Raw genomic sequence first — 22980 nt, 5'->3', positions numbered from 1 at the left:
TTTAAGGATTTTTTGGTGGAGAATACCGGATTTTAATTTAATAAAATCTGGTGTTTTTTTCATTTTTAAAGCCTTGATTATCAGTGTTATTGTTTTTAAGAATTTCTAATTCGTAGTTCTTTTTGAAACAAATTTGACACAGGTCAGCAGAGGGGAGCGATTATGGCCATTGAGAATTTCGCAATTTATTATATTTTACTTTTTCAATCATAAATCTGTTTATACTCAAATGCAATATTTACTCAAATTCATTATTTGCTATTATTTTATATATGGCTTTCCCTTTTGTTGTCCATTTGTAGCTATAATTATTAGTACTAACAATTATATCATTTGAAACATAAAATCTTAAAATATCAGCTGTAATTTCTCGTTCAGTCCTTAAATCATTATCATTCCTTCTTCCAAGTATATGATCTTCTATAATTTTAAATGCATTTTTTAGTTTTTCATTTTCTGTTATTTGTTTAACTAAGTTCTGTGTATCATCATTAGAAGTTCTATCACCAATATCTGGGATATTATTATTTCGAGTCTGTGAACTTTCTATAATACCTTTTAATTGTTCAATTTCTTTGTTTTTATCTGCAAGCAATGTATCAAAACGTTTTTCACTTGTAAGTAACAATTCCCTTAAATTAATCGAGTCTTCAATTGTCAAAAGTTGTTTGCTTTCCACAAAATTCTTTTTGTTAACTCTCCACTTATTGAAAATTAAGTCAAGCCAGTAAGATCCATTTGTTACAAAGGGAAGCAAAAGCAAAATAGCTGCAGTCGAAATCAAAGGGTAATATACAAGATGCCATGTATCATTACAATTTTCTAGTATATAATCAATTTTGTTTCCAGTGATATTATTCTCACTAACAAAAAATGTCAGATAAATAATTTTCCAGTTCCAAATAAGCCAAGAGATAATTAATGTTCCATAAAAAGGACTTGTTAGCCTTTGTGAAAGTATAGATTCTACAGATTTTTTCGTTTCATCAAACATTTAAAGTTAATTTATACAGTTACTATGAATTGTCTCTATTTTGTATGGCGTCTAAATTTCCTTGCGGCAATGAATTATACATTTCATCTATTTCTTTTGGCTCGGATATTAATTTAGTAGCAATAAAATTTACTAGCTTGAATAGCGTATTAGCAATTTCACGATTATCGTTTAAATTTAATTCACCTGGATGAACAGATTCGTTGCCAATTACTCTTACAGTATCTAGTGCTTTTTGAACTTGGGCAGGTAAACCTTTTGCAACTAAATTTTTAATATCATTATTGATATTTTTACCAGGTTCACCTAAATGTTTACATAATTTTTGAATTGCAAGTCTTAACAATGCAGCTGAACTTCTTGGTGATATATTTAGAACATTTGCAGCTTCATTATAATCATTAATTATATAATCAGGAAGATCCAAATTTGCTGGTTCAACAATCGTATTTTGAGGATAAATTATATTTTCACCTTTCCAAATTGTATTACCACCACAACTTGTGCAATAGGAGACATTAAATTCTTTATTATAATAAATATGTGAATTACTAGCAGTAAGCTTTTGAGCACATTGCATTTGAGACCAGTCTTGTTTAGCATAAACGTGGCATTGCGGGCAATTAAAGGCTCTTAATCCTAATTCTGGAGCTATGTATTGTGTTTTCATCTATTTTTGTTATTAATTGTCTCCTTGTAATGACAAAGTTGATTATTTTTTGAAATTACCAAAGGATAATTGTAGTAAAAGTACAACAATTGTATTGATTAAAAATAGTAGTTATGTATGTTTATTTAACTGATAAAGAAAACTTGAAAAGGACTAATTTGCGTAAATAATATTGACACGAAATTGACACAGATAATTTATAAAAAAAACCGCTAACCTCAATGTTTATAGAAGTTAGCGGAAATTATGTGGAGAATACCGGATTCGAACCGGTCACCCCTTGCCTGCCAGGCAAGTACTCTAGCCAAATGAGCTAATCCCCCAAGTTCGGCAAATATAGTATTTTATGGGATTCAAAAAAAACAACTTTTGAAAAAAGTATTGTTTCTGTCGAATATTTTTAACTTTACCTAAAAACTATTCAATGGATATGCAAAGTTCTAAAGGCTCATTAATTACAACTATTGAAAATAATATTGCTACGGTTGAATTTGGACATCCGGCGAGCAATTCTTTTCCTCGTTCCTTATTGGATTTATTGACTTCCGAAATCAATACTTTAAGTGGTAATGATACCGTTAACGTGATTGTTTTAAAGAGCAAAGGAACGGCTGCTTTTTGTGCTGGTGCTTCTTTTGATGAGCTTTTGGCTGTTTCAAATCAAGAAGAAGGATTGGAATTTTTTTCTGGATTTGCTCATTTAATTAATGCCATGCGTCGTTGTTCTAAATTGATTATTGGACGTATTCACGGAAAAGCAGTTGGAGGAGGAGTAGGCATTGCAGCAGCTTGCGATTATGTTTTTGCAACAGCAAATGCTTCTATAAAATTATCTGAATTAGCCATCGGAATAGGTCCTTTTGTGATTGAACCAGCCGTGAGTAGAAAAATAGGTAAAACAGCGATGACCGAAATGACTTTGGCAGCTCACGAATGGAAATCGGCGACTTGGGCACAACAAAAAGGATTGTATGCTGCCGTTTTTGAAACTGCTGAATTATTAGATAATGCTATTGCCGATTTTAGCTCCAAATTAGCTTCCTATAATCCCGATGCTTTATTGGAAATGAAGAAAGTTATTTGGGAAGGAACTGAAGATTGGGAATCACTTTTATTAGAAAGAGCAGCAATTACGGGACAATTGGTTTTGTCTGATTTTACTAAAAAAGCTTTAACCCAATTTAAAAAATAATTTTTTCAGGAGCTATTCCCGTCATCCACTATATCTTTTATCTCTTTTTGAGAAAGAGATAAAAGGATGCCGTTTCTACCGGGGCTAAAATCGACGAAATTTCAAACAAACAATTTTCAAGTCATTTCTCATATCAATTCATTAAATTTGCAGTCAAAATAAATCCACGATGAGTAATATCAGAATTACAAAACAATTTAGTTTCGAAACAGGTCATGCCTTATACGGTTACGACGGAAAATGTAAAAACGTACATGGTCACAGTTATAAATTGTCTGTAACGGTTATTGGAAAACCAATTACAAACCGTAATGATGTTAAATTCGGAATGGTAATCGATTTCTCGGATTTGAAAAAAATTGTCAAAGAAGAAATTGTAGATCAGTTTGATCATGCGACTGTTTTTAACGAAACTACGCCACATGTTGAGTTGGCTCAAGAATTAAAAAACCGAGGACATCACGTAATTTTAGTAGATTATCAGCCAACCAGTGAAAACATGGTTGTTGATTTTGCAGAAAGAATAATCAGAAGATTGCCTGAAAGAATCACTCTTTTTTCTTTAAAATTGCAGGAAACAGAATCTTCATTTGCAGAGTGGTTTGCGAGTGATAATCTTTAAAAAAGTTGTACGTTATAAGTTAGATGTTAAGTAAATCTCTTAACTTCTAACCCTTAACTTCTAACCCTTAACACATCGAATGAAAAAAGTATATTTTGCTTCTGACCAACATTTTGGAGCGCCAACAGCCGAATTAAGTTTTCCAAGAGAACAAAAATTTGTCGCCTGGCTTGACGAAGTGAAAAAAGATGCCGAAGCTATTTTTCTTTTAGGGGATTTATTCGATTTCTGGTTCGAATACAAAACTGTTGTTCCTAAAGGTTTTGTACGAGTTTTAGGAAAGCTTGCCGAAATTCGCGACAGCGGAATTCCGATTTATTTCTTCGTAGGAAATCACGATTTGTGGATGGATGATTATTTAGAAAAAGAATTTAACATTCCAGTCTATCATGACAATCAGGAATTCACTTTTAATGGAAAAACTTTTCTTATTGGACACGGAGACGGAAAAGGTCCTGGCGATTTAGGATACAAACGCATGAAAAAAGTGTTTACCAATCCGTTTTCTAAATGGCTTTTTAGATGGCTTCATCCTGATATTGGGGTGCGTTTGGCACAATATCTTTCGGTAAAAAATAAATTGATTTCTGGTGAATCTGACGTGAAATTTTTAGGTGAAGAGAACGAATGGTTAATTTTATATGCCAAACGAAAATTAGAAACCAAACATTATAATTATTTGGTTTTTGGTCACCGTCATTTACCAATGATTCATCCAGTTGGCGAAAACTCCGACTATGTCAATCTAGGCGACTGGATTTCGTATTTCACTTATGGCGTTTTCGATGGAGAAAACTTTGAATTAAAGAAATTCGAAAATTAGTTCTTTCCTTCACCGTTTAAATAACTTTCCATATTTATTCTAAACAAAGTTCCGTTTACTAAATCTTTTATCTTATTTAATTCGTCCATAGATACGGACAAATCAATTTGATACAAAGGGGTTTTTAGTAAAAATTTGCAATTACCGTTTTTTAAGGCACAGTCTTCGCAACAGCGGTTTTTGACTATACTTTCATCAATTAAATACTCAAATTCCCTAAGTTCAGGAATGGAGAAAAACAATCCAATTTCCTTAAATATTAACTGAACTCTGTTTGGAATAATGCCTTCTCCCTTTTCCCAATAAAAAGCAATGCCAAGACTGTTTAAATAGATTTGCTGTATTTGTTCCATAATTTCTAAAGTATGAAACAAATATAATTATTATTTATATTAGTTCTAAATAAAAATAATAAAAAAATAAAACCAATAAAGGCTTTGTTGTTAATTGAGATGAGTTTTAATAATGTCAATCATTGATTCTAAACTGCTAACTTTGGTGTCAATGGCGATACTGCCATTACCATAAGGTTCGTATTTTTCAGGATTGGTGATAGCAAAAAGACCTAAAACGGGCGTTTGTGATGCACAAGCCAAGTGCATAATTCCACTATCGGCACCAATAAAAAGGGATGTATTGGCAATAAAAGCAGCTATTTCTCGAATGTCTTTACTGTAAAATGATGGTGCTTTGAAATTGATTTGAGAAACATTTTCTACTGGTAAAACTTCGACAATATTATAATCAGGAAAACTATCTTTTAATTTTTCATAAAAAGGATTCCACCATTCGGGAGAATAACATTTATCGCCAGTTGCAAAAGTAAAAATGGCAATCGTTTTTTTTGTATTAGGAACAATTTGGTCTAAAACTAATTTTGCATCTTGAAGTTCTTTTGCGCTCAATTTGATGTTTATTGAGGGAACTGTCTTTTGTTGTTTTGGATGTCCAAGTTGATTTAAATAATGGCGAAATTCATAAACTGGGTACTTTGCCATGTGTTCATAGTCAGCATACTCTTGAATTATTTCTTCGTTTTCTTCTCCAAAAAATTTGGATTTAGCATTTGCAAACTGAGTAGACAAACGTCCTGAAGAAGAGCCTTTGTCTATATTAATGACTAAGTCGTATTTCTTTTCTTTTATTTTAAACCAAACTTGAAAATATTTAATGAGGTTTTCAAAAGGCTTTCGAGGTAAAATAATATAATTTTCTACCGATGGATAATTTTCGAAAATGATAGGAGCTAAATTTCCTTTTACAAATAAATCAATCTTGCAATCAGGGAAAACGGAGTTAATTTCTTGAACAAGAGGAGTTATCAATAACAAATTACCCAAACGATGGTTTGGACGGTTGATTAAAATATTTTTAAAGTCTATTTTTAAATTGGAATTATGGTTTTTGTCCAATTTATTACTTCCAATGTTTTTAGTCAGGCTATGTGTGATTTTCCTTCTGACAACATTAATTTCGGATTTGAAGCTCATATTGTTTTTTTTAAGTGTGAATTTAGTATAAAAAAACAGAATAAAATTAAATTATCGTTAAGTGTCATTTTTTGCTTAAACAACAATTATTTTATTAAGAAAAATACATCAATTGTTTTGGATTGAATTTTTTTAAACTTGGAGTAAGTGGATGTTATTCTCCTTTTTCATGTTCCTCAATATCTTTAGTTAAATCTAATTTTCTAAAAGATGGAGAGATAATACCAGTAGTTAAAACCACTAAAAGTGTCATGCTTCCGCCAAAAACAACGGCTGTTACCGTTCCCATCAATCGGGCAGTCAATCCACTTTCAAAAGCACCTAATTCATTTGAAGAACCAACAAACATGGAGTTTACAGCCGAAACTCTTCCGCGCATGTTGTCAGGAGTTTTAATTTGTAAAATAGTTTGACGAATGACTACCGAAATACCATCGAAAACACCACTGAAAAATAAAGCAAAAAGGGAAACCCAGAACAAGGTTGAGAGTCCAAAAACAATAATACAAATACCGAAACCAAAAATGGCAGCTAATAATTTCATTCCTGCATTTTTGCTCAAAGGAACATAAGCAGTAATGAGCATGGTCAGGAAAGCTCCAACGGCAGGCGCTGCTCTTAAGAATCCAAAACCTTCTGGCCCTACTTTTAGAATATCCTGAGCAAAAATAGGTAATAAGGCTACGGCACCTCCAAAGAGAACTGCAACCATATCCAGTGTAATTGCTCCCAAAACGGTTTTATTATTAAAAACAAATTTGATTCCCTCGGCTAGACTTTGCATTACGGGTTCTCCAATTTTTGGATTTAAAATAGGTTTTTCACTTATTTGGGATAAGGCTAGCAAAGCCATTATAGAACAAGCAAAAACTAAGCATAAAGACCAATGAACTCCCATTAAAGTAATCGAAAATCCTGCAACAGCTGGGCCTACAACGGAACCAATTTGCCAAACGGTACTACTCCAGGTAGCCGCATTGGGATAGACTTTTTTAGGCACAATTAAAGACAAAAGAGAAAAAATAGTTGGTCCAAGAAAGGCTCTAACTAATCCACCTAAAAATACCAGAAAATAGATGGAATATAATATGATTTGTTTTGAAAATCCTTCAACTACAACTGGCCAAGTCAGTAAGAAAAGACCAAAACTAATTATCGAAAAGCCAAAGATACATTTCATCAATAATCCTTTCTTCTCTTTCTGGTCAACGATATGTCCTGCAAATAAGGCTAGTGAAACGGCAGGGATTACTTCCATTAGTCCGATGATTCCCAGTGAAAGGGCATCTTTAGTAATGCTGTAGACTTCCCATTCGATAACGATAAATTGCATAGACCAGGCAAAAACCATGGCAAAGCGAAGGAATAAAAAAGTATTGAATTCTTTGTAACGCAAGGCAGCGTATGGGTCTTTTTTGTGTATTTTTTTTGAAGTCATTATTATTGAATGCTTTTTAGTCGTAATTGTGTTGAAACTTTGCCATTCCATTCATTTTCATCAATGCAATATGCAGCTTGAAATGTTTTTTGATTTGTAGTTAAATCGATTTTGTTCCCTAATCCAAAACCTATTGCGGCAATGCCTTCGGTCCCGTTGCTTCGGGATTGTTTTACAAAAAGTTTTAGATGTTCCTCTTCTGAACCCAATTTTTTAGCATAACCCGTATCGATAACATTTTTGGTTAAAAAAACTGGTGTCATATTCATAGGGCCAAAAGGTTCGAATTGTTTCAGGATTCGGGTGAGTTTTGGTGTAATGTCCGAAAAATTGATTTCGGCATCAATCTCTATTTCAGGAATAAGTTGGTCAGGATGAATCGTTTCTTGTACTTGTTTTTCAAAAGCTTCTTTGAAAATGGGATAATTTTCGGCTTTTAAAGTCATTCCTGCAGCATACATGTGTCCTCCAAATTGCTCCAAATGTTCGGAACAGGCTTCCAACGCATTATACACGTCAAATCCTTTTACCGAACGAGCCGAAGCAGCATATTTATCGCCACTTTTTGTAAAAACCAAGGTAGGACGATAATAGGTTTCTATTAATCGGGAAGCTACAATTCCGATGACACCTTTGTGCCAGTCTTCTTGAAAAACCACGGTTGTAAAACGTTCTTGTTCCTGATTTTGTTCGATTTGCTGAAAAGCTTCTTTGGTAATGTGTTTGTCTAAATCTTTTCGATCGGAGTTGTATTGTTCTATTTCTGAAGCAAATTGTTGTGCTTGTTCAAAATCAAATTCGCTTAACAATTCTACTGCATGATTACCATGCTTGATACGTCCAGCTGCGTTGATTCTGGGCGCAATTATGAAAACGACATCCGTAATGTCTAATGTTTGTTTTTTAATTTGGTGAATCAAAGCTTTGATTCCCGGTCTTGGATTGTTATTGATGACTTGCAAACCAAAATAAGCCAATACTCGGTTTTCACCTGTCATTGGTACTATATCAGCAGCAATGGCGGTGGCAACTAAGTCTAAATAAGGAGCTAAATCTTCGATGGTTTGATTTCGATTCAAGCCCAAAGCCTGAATTAATTTAAAACCAATTCCGCAACCGCATAATTCATCATAAGGATAGTTGCAATCGTTTCTTTTTGGGTCGAGAACCGCAACGGCTTCAGGTAATGTTGTTCCTGGTCTATGGTGATCGCAAATAATGAAATCGATGTTTCGTTCTTTGGCGTAAGCCACATGGTCAATCGATTTGATACCGCAATCCAGAGCAATAATTAATGAAAAACCATTATCATCAGCAAAGTCAATGCCTTTAAAGGATACGCCATAACCTTCGTCATAACGATCCGGAATGTAAGTGGCGACATTGGGATAAAAACTTTTTAAATACGAAGAGACCAGAGAAACAGCCGTAGTTCCATCGACATCATAATCGCCAAAAACGAGAATACGTTCTTGGTTTTCGATGGCGATTTCAATGCGTTCAATTGCCTTTTCCATATCTTTCATCAGATAAGGATCATGCAAATGGTCTAAAGAAGGACGAAAAAAATGCTTTGCCTCTTCAAAAGTTTCAATTCCGCGTTGCACTAACAATTGGGCAACAAAATTTTCTACATTTAAGGCTTGCGCCAATTGTTTGATTTTGTCTTCCGAAGGTTTGGGTTTAAGAGTCCAGCGCATTGATTATAGTTTTGATTCCGATAGTTTCGGGATTGTTTTTTAAAAGTTACTCCAAGATTAATACATGAAACCAAATAGCCAAACGGGAATAATATTTCCAAATCCTATTTCTATGTTGTCTTTGGCTATAAAGGATTCATCGATGTTCGCAATTTGTTTTTTAGTCTTGTTTTTGCCCCCAATTTCAAATGTATATTTTTTATCTACAATAAAATCTGATTTTTCGGATAAATTGATCTCTCTTAATCCTTTGAATTGATTTAAAAAGAAAGTTTCCCTCACATTTCCGATATTAATGTTTTCTTTTGCTAAGACATACATTAAATTCGTATTATTCAAAAACAATTTTTCGGGTTTTGTTAAAACTCCAATTCCAGTTGTATCTTTATATAATTCGCCTACTAATCCTGCACGGTCTAAAATTTTGATGGCCTGGATGAGTGTGTTTCTTGAAACACCAATTTTTTCACTCAGTTTGCTAATGTTTGGGGTAAAGGGAGCACTGGTTGCTACTGTTATTAAAAGTTTTTTCAGTTTTACCAAAGTTTCATAATTTAAATCTTCCACTGCATTGATATCGATTTCAATAATAAGATTTATGGTATTAAGTAATTTTTGAGGGTAATCAGCTTCACTTTCTTTAAAGTAAGGATAAGCACCCATTTGCAAATATTTTGAAAATAATGGCAAGGGTTTTATTTCTTCAAGAATTTTGAGTGTTATCTCATTATGATTTTTCAGAATGTCTTCCAAAGGCAAAATTGGAAATTCTTTAGCCGTTTCGAGCGAAATAAATTCTCTAAAAGATAATTCTTTCAAATTGTAAGAAACTGCTCTTCTGCTTAAATCCGATTCGGCTTTGTAAATTTCCAACATGGAAGAGGAAGTGAAAATTACGTTTAATGAAGGGAAATTATCGTAAATCAATTTTATTTCTCTAGACCAATTGGGATATTTATGTACTTCATCAAGCAATAAATGCTTACCTCCAAAATTGGAGAACTGTTTCGCTAAATCATACAGTTTATTTTCAAAAAAATAAATGTGATCTAAACTTACATATAAGGTGTTTTTTGCGTTGAGCATTTTCTTTGCAATCTGCAAAATCAATGTTGTTTTTCCCGAACCTCTTGCTCCTTTTATAGCTATTAAGCGATTGTTTAAATCAATTTTATTTATCAAATACCGTTGAAACGTTAACGAAGTAAAGGAAAGTTTTTGATTAAATTCAAATAGTAAATCTTCCATTTTTGATAATTATTTGTAACAAATATACAAATTGTTAATCATAAACAACATAATTTGTTATTTTTTGTTGTTTATGATTAACGATTAATGTATAAAATTGTTGAGTGAAGACAACATTTTTTGGTTTTTGCTTCTATTCTAGATCCAAAGCTTCTCCTTCAAATTGGATTCCGTCCCAACCGTGAATCATAAAATTTCGGATATTTTGGTGATTGGTTCCTTCAGGATCTCCCAATACTTCATCGCGATAAAAAGCACCAAAACAAGCTAAGGTCTCGGCTTGAGATAAGTTTTGCAATTTTGCAAAAGCAAATAATTTACAAGAACCTGAATTTGTTCCTGCCGGATTATGGGTATTCCCGTTTTGAAAAGCTGTTGGAGTAAAAAGGTAATTTTCTTCGATTAAAGCTATAGTTTCAGGAAAAGTTATTGTTTCGGGTGTTTGTTTTAATTTTTCTAAAAAGGTTTTGATAATCATGATTTTAAATTTTATTGTTATCTGTTTAGCAGATTTATTCTGTTTTTTTCCACAGATTTGAAGATTATTAAAGGATTGTGAATCTTTGAAATTGGACTAAATTTAATCTTCTTCGTCCTTCGAAAATTTACTTTTCTTGGCTTCTTTAATGATTGTTTTTCCTGCTACAACCACAACAATTTCGCCACGAGGAGCTGTTTTTTCAAAGTGAGCTAAAACTTCTTTTGCTGTTCCTCTGCGGTTTTCTTCGTGTAATTTAGAAAGTTCTCTCGAAACACATATTTGTCGGTCTTCGCCAAAATAAGTCACAAATTCAGCAAGTGTTTTTACTAATTTATGTGGAGAAACATACAGAATCATTGTTCTGGTTTCTTCGGCTAGTTCTAAATATCGGGTTTGACGCCCTTTTTTCTCAGGTAAGAAACCTTCAAAAATAAATTTATCATTCGGTAAACCACTATTCACCAAAGCAGGAACAAAAGCGGTAGCACCTGGAAGACATTCTACTGCAATTCCGTTTTCGACACAAGCACGCGTTAATAAAAAACCGGGATCGGAAATAGCAGGTGTTCCGGCATCCGAAATGAGTGCAATATTTTCACCAGCTTTGAGTCGGGAAATTACATTTTCGATGGTTTTGTGCTCATTGTGCATGTGATGACTGTGCATGTGGGTGCTAATCTCAAAATGCTTTAAGAGTTTTCCGCTGGTACGTGTGTCTTCGGCTAGAATCAAGTCGGCTTCTTTTAGAATTCTAATAGCTCTAAAAGTCATGTCTTCAAGATTTCCAATGGGCGTGGGAACGATATATAATTTTGACATAAGTAATTTTAAAACTTTAAACAGTATTTACTGTTTGTGTGTTTTTAAAGGAATTTTTTTTCAATTATTTCCATAAAACGTTCTTCGTATTCTTCTTTTCCTTCCCAGTTGTTGTAATCTGGTTTTACCATTTCGTCGATAAAACTTTTGGTTTCGAAAAAATTATCATAGGTAATTAATTGATTCATCACACGATTGTAATCTTCGTTGCTGTTGCCAAAAAGATGTTTTACAAATGCAATGCGATCATTCAAATCGATTTCAATTCCTTTTTTTGCTAATTTATCATTTAAAGAAACTGTTTTTGAAGGTGTTTTTTCAGTAGTTTCTATCTCCTTTTGTAGTGGAGTTTCTGTTTCTGTTTCTTCTTCAACAGCTTCAAAAACAATATTTTTAGCAGGAACTACTGCATCCTTATCTACTTTTATAAATTCTGGTTCGTTATAATTTAAACCTAATAAATCTTCGAATGAGATTTGGACAGCTTCGGTTTTTTTAGCTTCTTCTATTTCGGTTTCAACTTTTTCACTAAGTTCAAAGGCTGGAATGAATTCTTTTGTTTCTTCTACTTCATCAGCAATTTCTTCTTCTGTTTTCTCCTCAATTTCTTCTTCCTCAATTTCGATTTCAGGTTCTTGTTCTTGAAATTCAGCGTCGTTGTTTTCCATTTCAGCTTCTTCAACAGAAATTATTTCTTCGGAAGGAATTTCGTCATCAGGGTTTTCTACGTCGATTATTGCTGCTTCGGTTTCAGGAACAACTATTTCAGGTGTTTCTTCTTTTGTTTCGACAATTTCAGTTTCTTGAGCTAAGTTACTTTCTGTTATTTCCGTTTCAATTGGCAAAGAAGCTTCTTTGTCGTAGATGTTTTCAATCTCTTTTTCAATTTCGCTATAGTTGCCAATTGTAGGTTTTGCATCAGCATAATTCTCCTCTATAAATTTTAAAACAGACAGTTTTTCGTATAGTTTTTGGGTTTCCAAATACAATTGATTAATATCAGATTTATCCTTGAGTTGTAAAATTCTGTGAGCGATACTAATTAAATCGGCTTCTAATCTTTTTTTCATAATGGTTAAATTATAGTATGTATTTTGGCGAATGTCTTTTTGTTTATTGAACAGAGAAGAATTTGAACGTTTACTTTTAATAAAGCATTCACAATCCCTCGAATTGCTAAAAATTTTCTACTTTTGAGAAAGTGTAAAAGTATAAAATCTTAAGCCGATTTATAAGTTTACAAAGTAATAAAAACTATTCATTTTTTAAGTTAGAAAAATACAAAATGTTTCTCGAAAATACAGTAAATCATAAAGAGCAATTTGGGTGGATTGAAGTTATTTGCGGTTCAATGTTTTCGGGTAAAACTGAAGAATTGATTCGTCGATTAAAAAGAGCGCAATTTGCCAAGCAAAAAATAGAAATTTTTAAACCAGATGTCGATACCCGCTACCATCAAGATATGGTGGTTTCTCACGATGCCAATGAAATTCGTTCAACACCAGTTCCTGCTGCAGCTAATATTGCCATTTTGGCTCAAGGCTGTGATGTGGTTGGGATTGATGAAGCACAATTTTTTGACGACGAAATTGTGAGAGTTTGTAATGATTTAGCTAACCAAGGCATTCGTGTAATTGTAGCTGGATTAGATATGGATTTTAAAGGAAATCCTTTTGGTCCCATGCCGGCGCTGATGGCAACAGCAGAGTATGTAACTAAGGTTCATGCCGTGTGTACCAGAACGGGCAATTTAGCGCATTATAGTTTTAGAAAAACAGCTAATGACAAATTAGTATTGTTAGGGGAGACTGAGGAATATGAACCTTTAAGTCGAGCGGCTTATTTTGATGCAATGCAAAAAAATCAGGAAGAGTAGGGTTTTTGTGCAAACAAAAATTTCAATTCTTTAAATTTTATAAAAAATTAAGAGAATCATATAAGGCAGATTGAATGCTGTTGGTCGTATCTTTGTATAGTATTAATTTTTAAAATTGTAAGTCATGAAATATATTTATGTAATGTTAGCTTCTTTAATAATGCTTGTTTCTTGTAAAAAAGCAGAAACTGCAGGTGTTGTGGACGATAGTCAGGCAAGGATTGATTCTATGAAGATGGAAATGGTCAAACAAAAAGCGATTGATTCCATGAAAATAGAAATGGCAAAACAAGAAGCAGCACAGGCTACTAAGGAGAAAGAAAAAGAAGTGGTGATTGTGAGACAAACTACACAAGCAGCTGCTCCAGCTCCAGCAGCTAGAAAGAAATGGAGTAGTACAGCTAAAGGTGCCGTTATTGGTGCTGGAGTAGGTGCGGTAACAGGTGCTGTAATCAGTAAGAAAAAAGGCGAAGGTGCTATTATTGGTGGTTTGGCTGGTGCAGGTGTTGGTGCAGGTACAGGAGCTATTATTGATAGTAAGAAAAAAGAATAAATTTTTTTTATAAAAAGAGAAAGGCTGTTTCAAATTGATGAAACAGCCTTTATTGTTTTCGGAATAAACGAAAGTATTATATTTTCTTTCGCATTCTTGCTACCGGAATATCGAGTTGTTCCCGGTATTTAGCAATGGTTCTTCGGGCGATAGGATAGCCTTTTTCTTTTAATAGTTCGGCTAGTTGATCGTCAGGAAGTGGTTTTTTCTTGTCTTCTTCTTCGATAATATTTTGAAGTATTTTTTTGATTTCCAATGTGGAAACATCTTCACCCTGATCGTTTTTCATCGCTTCCGAGAAAAATTCCTTAATCAGTTTTGTACCATAAGGCGTTTCTACATATTTGCTATTGGCAACACGGGAAACAGTCGAAATATCAAGACCTACAATATCAGCAATGTCTTTTAAAATCATGGGTTTTAACTTGGTCTCGTCACCATCAAGAAAATATTCTTCCTGATAATGCATAATAGCGTTCATGGTAACAAAAAGCGTTTCTTGACGTTGTTTGATAGCGTCGATAAACCATTTGGCCGAATCTAGTTTTTGTTTGATAAACTGAACCGCTTCCTTTTGAGAATTTGACTTATCCCTTGAAGCCTTGTAGGTTTGCATCATTTCCTGATAATCCTTAGAAACGTGTAGCGAAGGAGCATTTCTTCCGTTTAAGGTTAATTCTAATTCATTATCAATAATTCTAATAGCAAAATCAGGGACTACATTTTCGGTTACTTTATTGTTTCCTGTAAAACCTCCTCCTGGTTTAGGATTCAGTTTTTCTATTTCGTAAATGGCTTTTTTAAGTTGTTCATTCGAAATGTTGAATTTTTGAATGAGTTTGTCATAATGCTTTTTGGTGAAAGCATCAAACTGATTTTCGATAATAGCTGCGGCTAATTCAACTGAGTCAGTCGGAGTTTTGTGCTTAAGTTGTAACAATAAACATTCTTGTAAATCGCGAGCACCCACACCCGAAGGTTCTAATTGATGGATGACTTGCAACATGCGTTCTACCATGTATTCATCGGTATAAATGGCTTGGGTAAAAGCCATATCATCCACAATATCAGGAATGCTTCTGCGGATGTAACCCATGTCGTCAATACTACCCACTAAAAATTCGGCAATTTCTCTTTCGTGATCGTCTAGGATAAAGGTATTGAGTTGGTTGATTAAATCTTGGTGAAAACTAATAGGTGCCGCTAATGGCGATTCGCGGGCTTCATCGTCGTCACTGTAATTGTTTGCCTGAGTTTTGTAATCAGGCGTGTCATCGTCACTTAAATATTCGTCGATGTTGATGTCGTCTGCATCAATACTTTCAGAGTCATCGTAATCATCGTAATCTTCATTTTCATATTCGTCTTTGTCATAATCCTCTTCGTCTTTTCCAGTTTCTAAGGCTGGATTTTCATTCATTTCTTCTAAAAGACGTTGTTCAAAGGCTTGCGTAGGCAATTGAATTAACTTCATCAGCTGAATTTGCTGTGGAGATAATTTCTGTGATAATTTTAAATTTAAGAATTGCTTTAGCATATTTTGGGTTATGAGTTTTGAGTTATAAGTTATGAGTTGAGATTTGACATTTAACTCATACCTTTTTACATCTAACTTTTTTTATTTTTAAGAACGAAATTTTACCACTTAACTTTAACAAATAACAAATAACTTTTTCCTAGAATTCTGCACTTCCCGGTGTTCTAGGAAACGGAATTACATCACGAATATTGGTCATCCCCGTTACAAAAAGTACTAATCTTTCAAATCCAAGTCCAAAACCGGAATGTGTTGCCGAACCGAATCTTCTGGTGTCTAAATACCATGATAATTCTTTTTCGTCAATTCCTAAGGCTTTCATTTTTTCAACCAAAACATCAAAACGTTCCTCTCTTTGTGAACCTCCTACGATTTCTCCGATTCCCGGGAAAAGGATATCCATGGCGCGAACTGTTTTTCCGTCTTCGTTCAAACGCATGTAAAACGCTTTAATATTCGCAGGGTAATCAAATAAAATTACGGGACATTTAAAATGTTTTTCTACCAAATAACGTTCGTGTTCCGATTGTAAATCGGCGCCCCATTCGTTGATGATATAGTTGAATTTTTTCTTCTTATTTGGAGTGGATTCTCTTAAAATATCTATTGCTTCGGTATAAGAAACGCGTTTGAAGTTGTTTTCTAAAACAAAATTCAATCTCTCCAGCAAAGTCATTTCGCTTCTTTCCGCCTGTGGTTTTGATTTTTCTTCTTCTAAAAGTCTTCCTTCTAAAAACTTCAAATCGTCTCCACAATTGTCCAAAGCATATTTGATTACGTACTGAATAAAATCTTCAGCCAAATCCATATTGTCATCCAAATCATTGAAAGCGACTTCAGGCTCAATCATCCAAAACTCAGCCAAATGGCGAGAAGTATTGGAGTTTTCGGCTCTAAACGTTGGTCCAAAAGTATAAATCTGTCCCAAAGCCATCGCAAAAGTTTCACCTTCCAGTTGTCCGGAAACCGTTAAATTAGTATGTTTTCCGAAGAAATCTTTTTTATAATCGATAGTTCCTTCTTCATTTTTTGGCAAATTATCCAATGGCAACGAAGTTACCTGAAACATTTCTCCAGCTCCTTCGGCATCAGCTCCAGTGATAATTGGCGTATTAACATACACAAAACCTTTTTGTTGAAAATAGTTGTGCACCGCAAACGACAATACCGAACGAATACGCATAATCGCACCAAAAGCATTCGTTCTTACACGCAAATGTGCATTTTCACGCAAGAATTCCAGCGAGTGTTTTTTAGGTTGCATCGGGAATTTCTCAGGATCTGAATCGCCAAGAATTTCTAATTTCGCTACCTGAATTTCATATTTCTGCCCCGATCCTTTACTTTCTACCAAATTTCCAGTAACCGAAACCGCAGCGCCAGTAGTGATTCTTTTTAAAATTTCGTCAGCAGTATTTTCAAAATCGACTACACATTGTATGTTGTTAATGGTGGAACCATCATTCAAAGCAATAAATTGGTTGTTTCTAAAAGTTCTCACCCAACCTTTTGTATTTACTTCCTGAAGCGTCGTGGTACTATTTAGTAAGTCTTTAACTTTGGTGTTCCTCATTTTATGTATAGAGTTAATTTTAAAATTCCTCTTGTTCTTAATTGCAAATATAAAGGATTTGTTTGGAAATGCCATTGCCGCTAACCAAGCAATCGGGAGCTGTTATTGTTGTTTTTTGAAGCTAATCCCGCTATCCATTTCAATCTTATTGTTTTTAAAGAAAAAACAATAAGGATTTCCATTTCTATCGGGGCTAGAGTGTAGGAATTATGGTTTTTCAAGAATGTGTTTTTATTTCACAAAGATGCGCAAAGGAAACGCAGAGATTCGCGAAGATTTATTTATCGTCTCTACGGGACTTTCTAATGAATATCAACATTGTTTTCCCCGAAATAAATTTCGGGGCTACAAAATGTGTAGTTCCTAAGGAACTTTACTGTGTTAATCGGGTATAGAAATTCAATTCATTTTATAGAAGCGTGTCAAAGAGTCGTAGGCTCGGTATAATTGTAGGGTTGGATTTCAATCCATCCAAAAATGATGGTAAGATGTTGGAGTGCCGTAGGTACGGAATAAAAATATTTTTAGCTAGTTAAGTTTGGATTACCCGCGTTGCTAACGCTATGTTTTATCTTTTAATTTAAGTAGGTACTCGATGCAATCGAGCACCAGTTGGTTTACAGGTATGGATCCAAGTATACCGTAAGAAATATTTTGTATTTTTGGGATAAAATAAAAAAATAGATGCTCTTTTGTTGTTTCCTGACTCCTTAAACGAAATTACGGAAGAACAGTTTAGTAAAATTATAGATCAAATTAAAGGTAGTTTTATGGCTATAATCGAATATGAGTTATTTTTCAAAATTGAAAAAGAAATATTTTATAGTGGGAGTATCCGAGTTAATCCCGATAATCTAGAACTTTATTATCATTATCCATGGGGTAGTAATTCAAAAACCGAAGTTGGAAATCCACAAAACAAAGATGTTATAAATGGATATTTACATGATCATATCTCATTTCATAAAGATGGGAACGTACATGCTAAAGCAAGAGATGGTAAAAAGAAAATAAAATATTTTAATAAAACAAACCCTGGTTTTAATGTTTTCAATTTAAAAATGAAACATTATCTTCCATTTTTTATTGACTCTATAAATATTTCTAAAAAGGAATATATTTATAAAAGGTTTGAAAAAAATGAATATTTTGAACCCTTAGGTCCAAATAGTTTTGATGTATCAAAATATAATTCATTTAGTATTGTACTTATTAGTTATTGCGAGAAAGTATCTATTGAATATATTTTTCAAGATGAAGTATTAAAAAAATTAAATATTATTTCCTCATGCAACATAAATGGAATATTCACAAAAGAAGATAAAAAAAGAAACTTTAAAACTCATTCAGGTTTTGATACAAACTTATTGATTTTAGTTGTTGAAAACGTTTGGGGGAATTTTGAAGAAATAACTCATCCTATTACTAAAGAGAAAGGAATATTGTTTTCTAATTGTGTGTGTGTACCATCAGAAGAAGATATGATTAAAAACATGATAAATCTTAATTAAACATGCTAGTTTTTAACTAAAAAGAAAAAATCCTGTCACGTTCCTAAAAACGAGACAGGATTTTTATGTGATTTTCAAATAACAATTTAACTATTCTTCTCTAATTCCAAAATCAAATTAGCAATAAGTGCCGTCCAACCTGTTTGATGTGAAGCACCAAGTCCTTTACCGGTGTCTCCGTCAAAAAATTCATAGAAGAAGTGCTCGTTTCTAAAATGCTCATCTTTGGCAAAATGCTTTTCATGGTCGTCAGCATGGTATTGAAATTTGCCTTCATCGTTTCTTTCGAAGAGTTTGATTAGTCGTTTGCTTAGTTCGTTTGCAATTTCTTTTAAATTCAATTTGTTTCCGGAACCCGTTGGGAATTCATACACATAAGTTGGACCATAAAAAGTATAATATTTACGCAAAGATTGAATAATCATATAATTCAATGGCATCCAGATAGGGCCTCGCCAGTTCGAATTTCCGCCAAACATAGCCGAACGACTTTCGCCGGGTTCATACTGAATTTGGTGTGAATTATTGAAGACAAATGGATGGTCTTTGTGGAACTTAGAAAGCGAACGAATTCCAAACTCTGATAAAAACTCATTTTCATCCAACAAGCGTTTTAATAGATTTTCTAACCTAAAACCACGCATAATGGAGAATAGAAAATTACCATCTTCATTGGCATTTTCTAAATTAGAAATTAACGATGCCAGGTCAGGACGTGTTCTTATAATCTCGTTGGCTCGTCTTCTAAAATCTTTTAATTCTTCAAATAAATCTTTATGCATGATTTCGACAGCAAACATTGGGATCACGCCCACTAAAGAACGAACTCTTAAACGATCCGTTTTTCCATTTGACATTTCGACAACATCATAATAGAAATTGTCTTCGTCATCCCAAAGCGAAATGTCTTTTTTACCAATGTGATGCATGGCCCAGGCAATATTTAAAAAGTGTCTGAAAAACTTAGCAGATACTTCTTCGTAGATTTTGTTGGTTTTTGCCAGTTCGAGTGACATTCGAAGCATATTTAACGAAAACATAGCCATCCAACTTGTAGCATCGGCCTGTTGCATTTTCTTAATTCCTTCCGGCATGTGATTTCTATCAAAAACCCCAATGTTATCCAAACCTAAAAACCCGCCTTCAAATAAGTCGGTACCACTGGTATCTTTTTGGTTTACCCACCAAGTAAAATTGATAAGGAGTTTTTGGAATGCTTTTTCCAGAAATGGGGTATCGGCTTTGCCAGTGCGAACTTTGTCTTTTTCGTAAACATGCCAAACTGCCCATGAATGAACAGGAGGATTCACATCGCTAAAATTCCATTCGTAAGCAGGAATTTGACCATTAGGGTGCATATAACTTTCCTGCAAAACTAGCAGTAGCTGTTGTTTGGCAAAAAAAGGATCGATTTCGACAAAAGAGGCCATGTGAAAAGCCAAATCCCAAGCAGCATACCAAGGATATTCCCATTTGTCAGGCATAGAAATAACGTGGCGGTTATTAAGATGTTGCCAGCTAAAATTACGTGGATTGCTTCTGTTTGCCGGTGTTTCCTCGGTGCCACCAAATAGCCATTTGTGGATATTGAAATAGTAAAATTGCTTCGTCCACAACAAGCCTGAAAAAGCACTTTTTGCAATCGCTCGATGTGCTTCGGGTATTTTTTCGTTTATGGTTTCGTTATAAAAAGCTTCACATTCCTGTTTCCTTTGGTTAAAAAGCGTTTCAAAATCGCCCCAAGGATTTTCTAAGGCAACATTGCTCAGGCGTAGGTTAATGCTTTTTTCTTCACCAGCTTTTAAGTCTAGTTTATACCAAATAGCTGCTTTAGTTCCAATTTTGTTAGTATTTACAGTCGATGCTCCATTTACTACATGATTGTTAATTCCATCTTTGACATAGTCATATTCGCTAGGAACATTGTAAATACGCTCGTTATTGGTTTCATTTTCACAAAATAACTGTTCGCCATGTTCATGATAGAAATAATAGTCTCCGTTTCGGCTGCTTTTAGAAAGTATCGTATTATTAGCAACCGACTCCATATTAGGACGTGGATGTCTGGTGTTGTGTTTCCAAAAATTGCGAAACCAAAGGTGAGGTAATACGTGGATGCTTGCATCATTTGCTCCTCTATTTACCACGGTAACTTTCATCAGAATATCATCAATACCGGCTTTGGCATATTCGATATAACAATCAAAATAAGCATTGTCTTTAAAGGCGTTGCTGTCCAGTAGTTCAAATTCGTTTTCTTCCCGGCTTCGCTTATTGTTGTTGACCAAATCACTATAAGGAAATTCGTTTTGTGGATATTTGTACAGATATTTGTTGTAAGTGTGTGTGGGCGTAGAAAGCTGATGGAAGTAGAGTTCTTTCACGTCTTCACCATGATTCCCTTGGTTGTTGGTAAGACCAAACAAACGTTCTTTTAAAATAGGATCTTTTCCATTCCAAAAGGCAGGAGCCAGGCACAAAATCTCACGTGAATCGCAAAAACCACCGATTCCTTCCTCTCCCCATCGGTAGGCGTTGCTGCGTGCTTTTTCGTGATCAATAAATTCCCAGGCTTCTCCATGTTCGCTGTAATCTTCACGAACGGTTCCCCACTGTCTTTCGGCCAAATAAGGCCCCCATTTTTTCCAATTTTTATAGTTATTAGGAACGGATAATCTTTCTGTTTCTGAATTGGTATGCCCCATATTGTTTGTGTGCTAGTTAGTGGTATTTAGATGCTAAGACCTGTTTTTAAAAAACTCATTTTCAATGTAATTTTCTAGTCGGTCATTAGTAAAAATAAGATTTTTTTCCACAACTGCCCATTCGATGAAGGAGTATTGCCTAATTGTTTGTATTGTTAAGAATCTTTTTGCTTTTCGAAAAAAAATATGTTATTTTTTTGATGAAGTAGTATTCGTTTTATTCTATTAAAACACCATCGCGATAGCTGGATTTTTGTTCTCCATTGTTTTTGTAAAGAATTCCATTAAATTCTTTACTGTCTTTCCATTCACCAACAAATTTTTCGCCATTTGCATAAGTCATAGTACCTTGGCCATTTTGTTTGAAGTTTACAAAAGAACCAATATATTTATCTCCATTAGGCCAAGTATAAGTTCCTTGTCCTGTTCGATTACCTTCTTTCCATTCACCGGAATATTTTTCTTTATTGCCATAGATTATGGTTCCTTGACCATTTTTATGACCATTTTTAAAATCTCCTATGTAAGTTTCATTTGTAGAAACATCTGTCAATGTACCTTTACCTTCCCATTTATTTTCTTTCCATTGTCCACTATATTTAGAGCCATTTATAGAATATAATATTCCTTGTCCATTTTGTTTACCCTCTTTAAAATCTCCAGTATAAATAGTTGTATTTTGGTGTAATCTAATGCCTTTTCCATTGAATTTTTCGCCCGTTAATTTGAATTTTTCAGGGTGTTTTGGGTCTTTTGCAAATGTTCTGAATTGTGGTTTATTGGTGTTGTATTTTGTCCATTGGATAGAAAACTTGTTGCCATTTGGAGTGTAAAAAGTGCCAATACTATCTAGATTAATATTTTTCCAATTACCAATATATTTGACTCCATTTACAAAAGTCATTGTCCCCTGACCATTAATTTTGCTTTCCTTCCATTCCCCTGTATATTTATTCCCATTAGCAAAAGAATAAGTTCCATTTCCATTTATTTTATCTTCTTTCCATTCTCCAGTATAACTATCACCATTGTCAAATGTTATATTCCCTTTTCCATCGAATTTATTATTTTTCAATTCACCAATATATTTATCTCCATTTTTAAATATTTTACTTCCCTTTCCGTTTAGTAAGCCATCTTTCCACTCGCCAGAAAGTTGGGAGCCATTTTTAATTTTGTATGTTCCTTGACCATTTAATTGATTATTTTTCCAATAACCTTCTGCAATATTCCCTCCTAAATTTGCTCTGCCATTTCCGTTTGCTTCTCTGACTCCATTGTTATCGGTTATTTCCCCTTTGTAGTAACCACAGTTTGTTGGAAAAGGACAAATTAATATGGAGTCGTTTTCGGTTGTAGTAATTGTTGTGTTTTGCGCATCGCAAATAATACTAACTAATAGAAAAAGAAAGACTAATTTTTTGGTCATTTGGAATTGGTTTTATAATTCTAATCAATTTCAAATATATTCATTTATAAAATAGCTTGTAAGAAAAAACTATTTTTAATAGGCTACGCAAAAATAGCCCGCTCCTACGGAGCTTCGATTCTAATGGACTATAACTTCTACAAACATTTCGCTCCTAACGGAGCTTAATCTGGTTGTAATTTATGTTCAACTGAGCCACAGAGTAGCGTAATGTTTTTAGTGAAAAATATTTGGCGGGTTTATAGCTCCAGCGGAGCGAAATGTTTGTAGAAAACAGTAATGATTAGTTAAAAGCTACAGCTGATCGAGCTATTTTTTT

The 22980-nt window shown here is 33.9% G+C and carries 20 protein-coding genes and 1 tRNA gene; 6 read left to right on the top strand and 15 right to left on the bottom strand.

The annotated features are described in order from the left end of the window. Positions 1-238 precede the first annotated feature (238 nt). The 3 genes from GTZ96_RS03145 to GTZ96_RS03135 form a co-directional block, all read right to left on the bottom strand. Entirely contained in the window at positions 239-994 is a 756-nt protein-coding gene (locus GTZ96_RS03145; RefSeq protein WP_161641130.1) for a hypothetical protein, read from the bottom strand. Between the two features lie 22 nt (positions 995-1016). Next, positions 1017-1664 (bottom strand): DUF4145 domain-containing protein, encoded by a 648-nt coding sequence (locus GTZ96_RS03140; protein ID WP_181033129.1) that lies wholly within the window; start codon positions 1662-1664, stop codon positions 1017-1019. Between the two features lie 249 nt (positions 1665-1913). Further along, positions 1914-1987, bottom strand: a tRNA-Ala gene (locus GTZ96_RS03135). Positions 1988-2088: 101 nt separating this feature from the next. Between GTZ96_RS03135 and GTZ96_RS03130 the strand changes: the two genes are divergently transcribed. From GTZ96_RS03130 to GTZ96_RS03120, 3 genes are all read left to right on the top strand, one after another. Continuing rightward, the gene (locus GTZ96_RS03130; protein ID WP_161641129.1) at positions 2089-2856 is read left to right on the top strand and encodes an enoyl-CoA hydratase/isomerase family protein; all 768 of its coding nucleotides are present in this window, start codon (positions 2089-2091) and stop codon (positions 2854-2856) included. A gap of 169 nt (positions 2857-3025) precedes the next feature. Next, positions 3026-3478 carry a 6-pyruvoyl trahydropterin synthase family protein gene (locus GTZ96_RS03125; protein WP_071184587.1) on the top strand — a complete coding sequence of 151 codons (453 nt, stop codon included), beginning with the start codon at positions 3026-3028 and terminating at the stop codon, positions 3476-3478. 79 nt (positions 3479-3557) lie between these two features. Continuing rightward, complete coding sequence (locus GTZ96_RS03120; protein WP_161641128.1) at positions 3558-4301, top strand: UDP-2,3-diacylglucosamine diphosphatase; 744 nt, start codon at positions 3558-3560, stop codon at positions 4299-4301. On the opposite strand, the gene GTZ96_RS03115 is transcribed toward GTZ96_RS03120, so the two are convergent. From GTZ96_RS03115 to GTZ96_RS03080, 8 genes are all read right to left on the bottom strand, one after another. Beyond that, positions 4298-4654, bottom strand: a complete 357-nt coding sequence (locus tag GTZ96_RS03115) for a hypothetical protein (protein ID WP_161641127.1) — start codon at positions 4652-4654, stop codon at positions 4298-4300. The two genes, GTZ96_RS03120 and GTZ96_RS03115, sit on opposite strands and share 4 nt — an antisense overlap. 90 nt (positions 4655-4744) lie before the next feature. Beyond that, positions 4745-5791, bottom strand: a complete 1047-nt coding sequence (locus tag GTZ96_RS03110) for a glycosyltransferase family 9 protein (RefSeq protein WP_161641126.1) — start codon at positions 5789-5791, stop codon at positions 4745-4747. A 154-nt stretch (positions 5792-5945) separates the two neighbouring features. Beyond that, positions 5946-7229, bottom strand: a complete 1284-nt coding sequence (locus GTZ96_RS03105; RefSeq protein WP_161641125.1) for an MFS transporter — start codon at positions 7227-7229, stop codon at positions 5946-5948. A gap of 2 nt (positions 7230-7231) precedes the next feature. Further along, on the bottom strand, positions 7232-8929 hold the full coding sequence (gene recJ / locus GTZ96_RS03100; RefSeq protein WP_161641124.1) for a single-stranded-DNA-specific exonuclease RecJ: 1698 nt from the start codon (positions 8927-8929) through the stop codon (positions 7232-7234). 57 nt (positions 8930-8986) lie between these two features. Next, positions 8987-10177 (bottom strand): ATP-binding protein, encoded by a 1191-nt coding sequence (locus GTZ96_RS03095; protein ID WP_161641123.1) that lies wholly within the window; start codon positions 10175-10177, stop codon positions 8987-8989. Between the two features lie 133 nt (positions 10178-10310). Next, positions 10311-10655: a HopJ type III effector protein gene (locus GTZ96_RS03090; protein ID WP_161641122.1), complete on the bottom strand. Its 345-nt coding sequence runs from the start codon at positions 10653-10655 to the stop codon at positions 10311-10313. Positions 10656-10757: 102 nt separating this feature from the next. Then, complete coding sequence (gene rsmI / locus GTZ96_RS03085; RefSeq protein WP_161641121.1) at positions 10758-11477, bottom strand: 16S rRNA (cytidine(1402)-2'-O)-methyltransferase; 720 nt, start codon at positions 11475-11477, stop codon at positions 10758-10760. 44 nt (positions 11478-11521) lie between these two features. Continuing rightward, positions 11522-12547: a hypothetical protein gene (locus GTZ96_RS03080; RefSeq protein WP_161641120.1), complete on the bottom strand. Its 1026-nt coding sequence runs from the start codon at positions 12545-12547 to the stop codon at positions 11522-11524. 215 nt (positions 12548-12762) lie between these two features. On the opposite strand from GTZ96_RS03080, the gene GTZ96_RS03075 reads away from it, so the two are divergent. Both GTZ96_RS03075 and GTZ96_RS03070 read left to right on the top strand, forming a co-directional pair. Next, positions 12763-13353 carry a thymidine kinase gene (locus GTZ96_RS03075; protein ID WP_161641119.1) on the top strand — a complete coding sequence of 197 codons (591 nt, stop codon included), beginning with the start codon at positions 12763-12765 and terminating at the stop codon, positions 13351-13353. A 124-nt stretch (positions 13354-13477) separates the two neighbouring features. After that, complete coding sequence (locus GTZ96_RS03070; protein WP_161641118.1) at positions 13478-13906, top strand: glycine zipper family protein; 429 nt, start codon at positions 13478-13480, stop codon at positions 13904-13906. A gap of 76 nt (positions 13907-13982) precedes the next feature. Here GTZ96_RS03070 and rpoN read toward each other — a convergent pair whose 3' ends face one another. Next, positions 13983-15443: an RNA polymerase factor sigma-54 gene (gene rpoN / locus GTZ96_RS03065; RefSeq protein WP_161641117.1), complete on the bottom strand. Its 1461-nt coding sequence runs from the start codon at positions 15441-15443 to the stop codon at positions 13983-13985. A 139-nt stretch (positions 15444-15582) separates the two neighbouring features. Next, positions 15583-17016: an asparagine--tRNA ligase gene (gene asnS, locus GTZ96_RS03060; RefSeq protein WP_161641116.1), complete on the bottom strand. Its 1434-nt coding sequence runs from the start codon at positions 17014-17016 to the stop codon at positions 15583-15585. Between the two features lie 770 nt (positions 17017-17786). Here asnS and GTZ96_RS03055 point away from each other — a divergent pair. After that, positions 17787-18527, top strand: a complete 741-nt coding sequence (locus GTZ96_RS03055; protein WP_161641115.1) for a hypothetical protein — start codon at positions 17787-17789, stop codon at positions 18525-18527. An 86-nt stretch (positions 18528-18613) separates the two neighbouring features. On the opposite strand, the gene GTZ96_RS03050 is transcribed toward GTZ96_RS03055, so the two are convergent. Both GTZ96_RS03050 and GTZ96_RS03045 read right to left on the bottom strand, forming a co-directional pair. Further along, entirely contained in the window at positions 18614-21232 is a 2619-nt protein-coding gene (locus GTZ96_RS03050) for an MGH1-like glycoside hydrolase domain-containing protein (RefSeq protein WP_161641114.1), read from the bottom strand. Positions 21233-21449: 217 nt separating this feature from the next. Next, positions 21450-22661 carry an MORN repeat-containing protein gene (locus GTZ96_RS03045; protein ID WP_161641113.1) on the bottom strand — a complete coding sequence of 404 codons (1212 nt, stop codon included), beginning with the start codon at positions 22659-22661 and terminating at the stop codon, positions 21450-21452. Between the last annotated feature and the right edge of the window lie 319 nt (positions 22662-22980).

The sequence above is a fragment of the Flavobacterium undicola genome (assembly GCF_009909155.2).
Classification (GTDB): domain Bacteria; phylum Bacteroidota; class Bacteroidia; order Flavobacteriales; family Flavobacteriaceae; genus Flavobacterium; species Flavobacterium undicola.
This window is presented reverse-complemented; position numbering and strand designations above follow the sequence as displayed.

What these genes read in the sequence shown, in the direction of transcription:
- GTZ96_RS03145 (WP_161641130.1), bottom strand. Translation starts at nt 994, where the DNA reads ATGTTTGATGAAACGAAAAAATCTGTAGAATCTATACTTTCACAAAGG.
- GTZ96_RS03140 (WP_181033129.1), bottom strand. Translation starts at nt 1,664, where the DNA reads ATGAAAACACAATACATAGCTCCAGAATTAGGATTAAGAGCCTTTAAT.
- GTZ96_RS03130 (WP_161641129.1), top strand. Translation starts at nt 2,089, where the DNA reads ATGGATATGCAAAGTTCTAAAGGCTCATTAATTACAACTATTGAAAAT.
- GTZ96_RS03125 (WP_071184587.1), top strand. Translation starts at nt 3,026, where the DNA reads ATGAGTAATATCAGAATTACAAAACAATTTAGTTTCGAAACAGGTCAT.
- GTZ96_RS03120 (WP_161641128.1), top strand. Translation starts at nt 3,558, where the DNA reads ATGAAAAAAGTATATTTTGCTTCTGACCAACATTTTGGAGCGCCAACA.
- GTZ96_RS03115 (WP_161641127.1), bottom strand. Translation starts at nt 4,654, where the DNA reads ATGGAACAAATACAGCAAATCTATTTAAACAGTCTTGGCATTGCTTTT.
- GTZ96_RS03110 (WP_161641126.1), bottom strand. Translation starts at nt 5,791, where the DNA reads ATGAGCTTCAAATCCGAAATTAATGTTGTCAGAAGGAAAATCACACAT.
- GTZ96_RS03105 (WP_161641125.1), bottom strand. Translation starts at nt 7,229, where the DNA reads ATGACTTCAAAAAAAATACACAAAAAAGACCCATACGCTGCCTTGCGT.
- recJ (WP_161641124.1), bottom strand. Translation starts at nt 8,929, where the DNA reads ATGCGCTGGACTCTTAAACCCAAACCTTCGGAAGACAAAATCAAACAA.
- GTZ96_RS03095 (WP_161641123.1), bottom strand. Translation starts at nt 10,177, where the DNA reads ATGGAAGATTTACTATTTGAATTTAATCAAAAACTTTCCTTTACTTCG.
- GTZ96_RS03090 (WP_161641122.1), bottom strand. Translation starts at nt 10,655, where the DNA reads ATGATTATCAAAACCTTTTTAGAAAAATTAAAACAAACACCCGAAACA.
- rsmI (WP_161641121.1), bottom strand. Translation starts at nt 11,477, where the DNA reads ATGTCAAAATTATATATCGTTCCCACGCCCATTGGAAATCTTGAAGAC.
- GTZ96_RS03080 (WP_161641120.1), bottom strand. Translation starts at nt 12,547, where the DNA reads ATGAAAAAAAGATTAGAAGCCGATTTAATTAGTATCGCTCACAGAATT.
- GTZ96_RS03075 (WP_161641119.1), top strand. Translation starts at nt 12,763, where the DNA reads ATGTTTCTCGAAAATACAGTAAATCATAAAGAGCAATTTGGGTGGATT.
- GTZ96_RS03070 (WP_161641118.1), top strand. Translation starts at nt 13,478, where the DNA reads ATGAAATATATTTATGTAATGTTAGCTTCTTTAATAATGCTTGTTTCT.
- rpoN (WP_161641117.1), bottom strand. Translation starts at nt 15,443, where the DNA reads ATGCTAAAGCAATTCTTAAATTTAAAATTATCACAGAAATTATCTCCA.
- asnS (WP_161641116.1), bottom strand. Translation starts at nt 17,016, where the DNA reads ATGAGGAACACCAAAGTTAAAGACTTACTAAATAGTACCACGACGCTT.
- GTZ96_RS03055 (WP_161641115.1), top strand. Translation starts at nt 17,787, where the DNA reads ATGGCTATAATCGAATATGAGTTATTTTTCAAAATTGAAAAAGAAATA.
- GTZ96_RS03050 (WP_161641114.1), bottom strand. Translation starts at nt 21,232, where the DNA reads ATGGGGCATACCAATTCAGAAACAGAAAGATTATCCGTTCCTAATAAC.
- GTZ96_RS03045 (WP_161641113.1), bottom strand. Translation starts at nt 22,661, where the DNA reads ATGACCAAAAAATTAGTCTTTCTTTTTCTATTAGTTAGTATTATTTGC.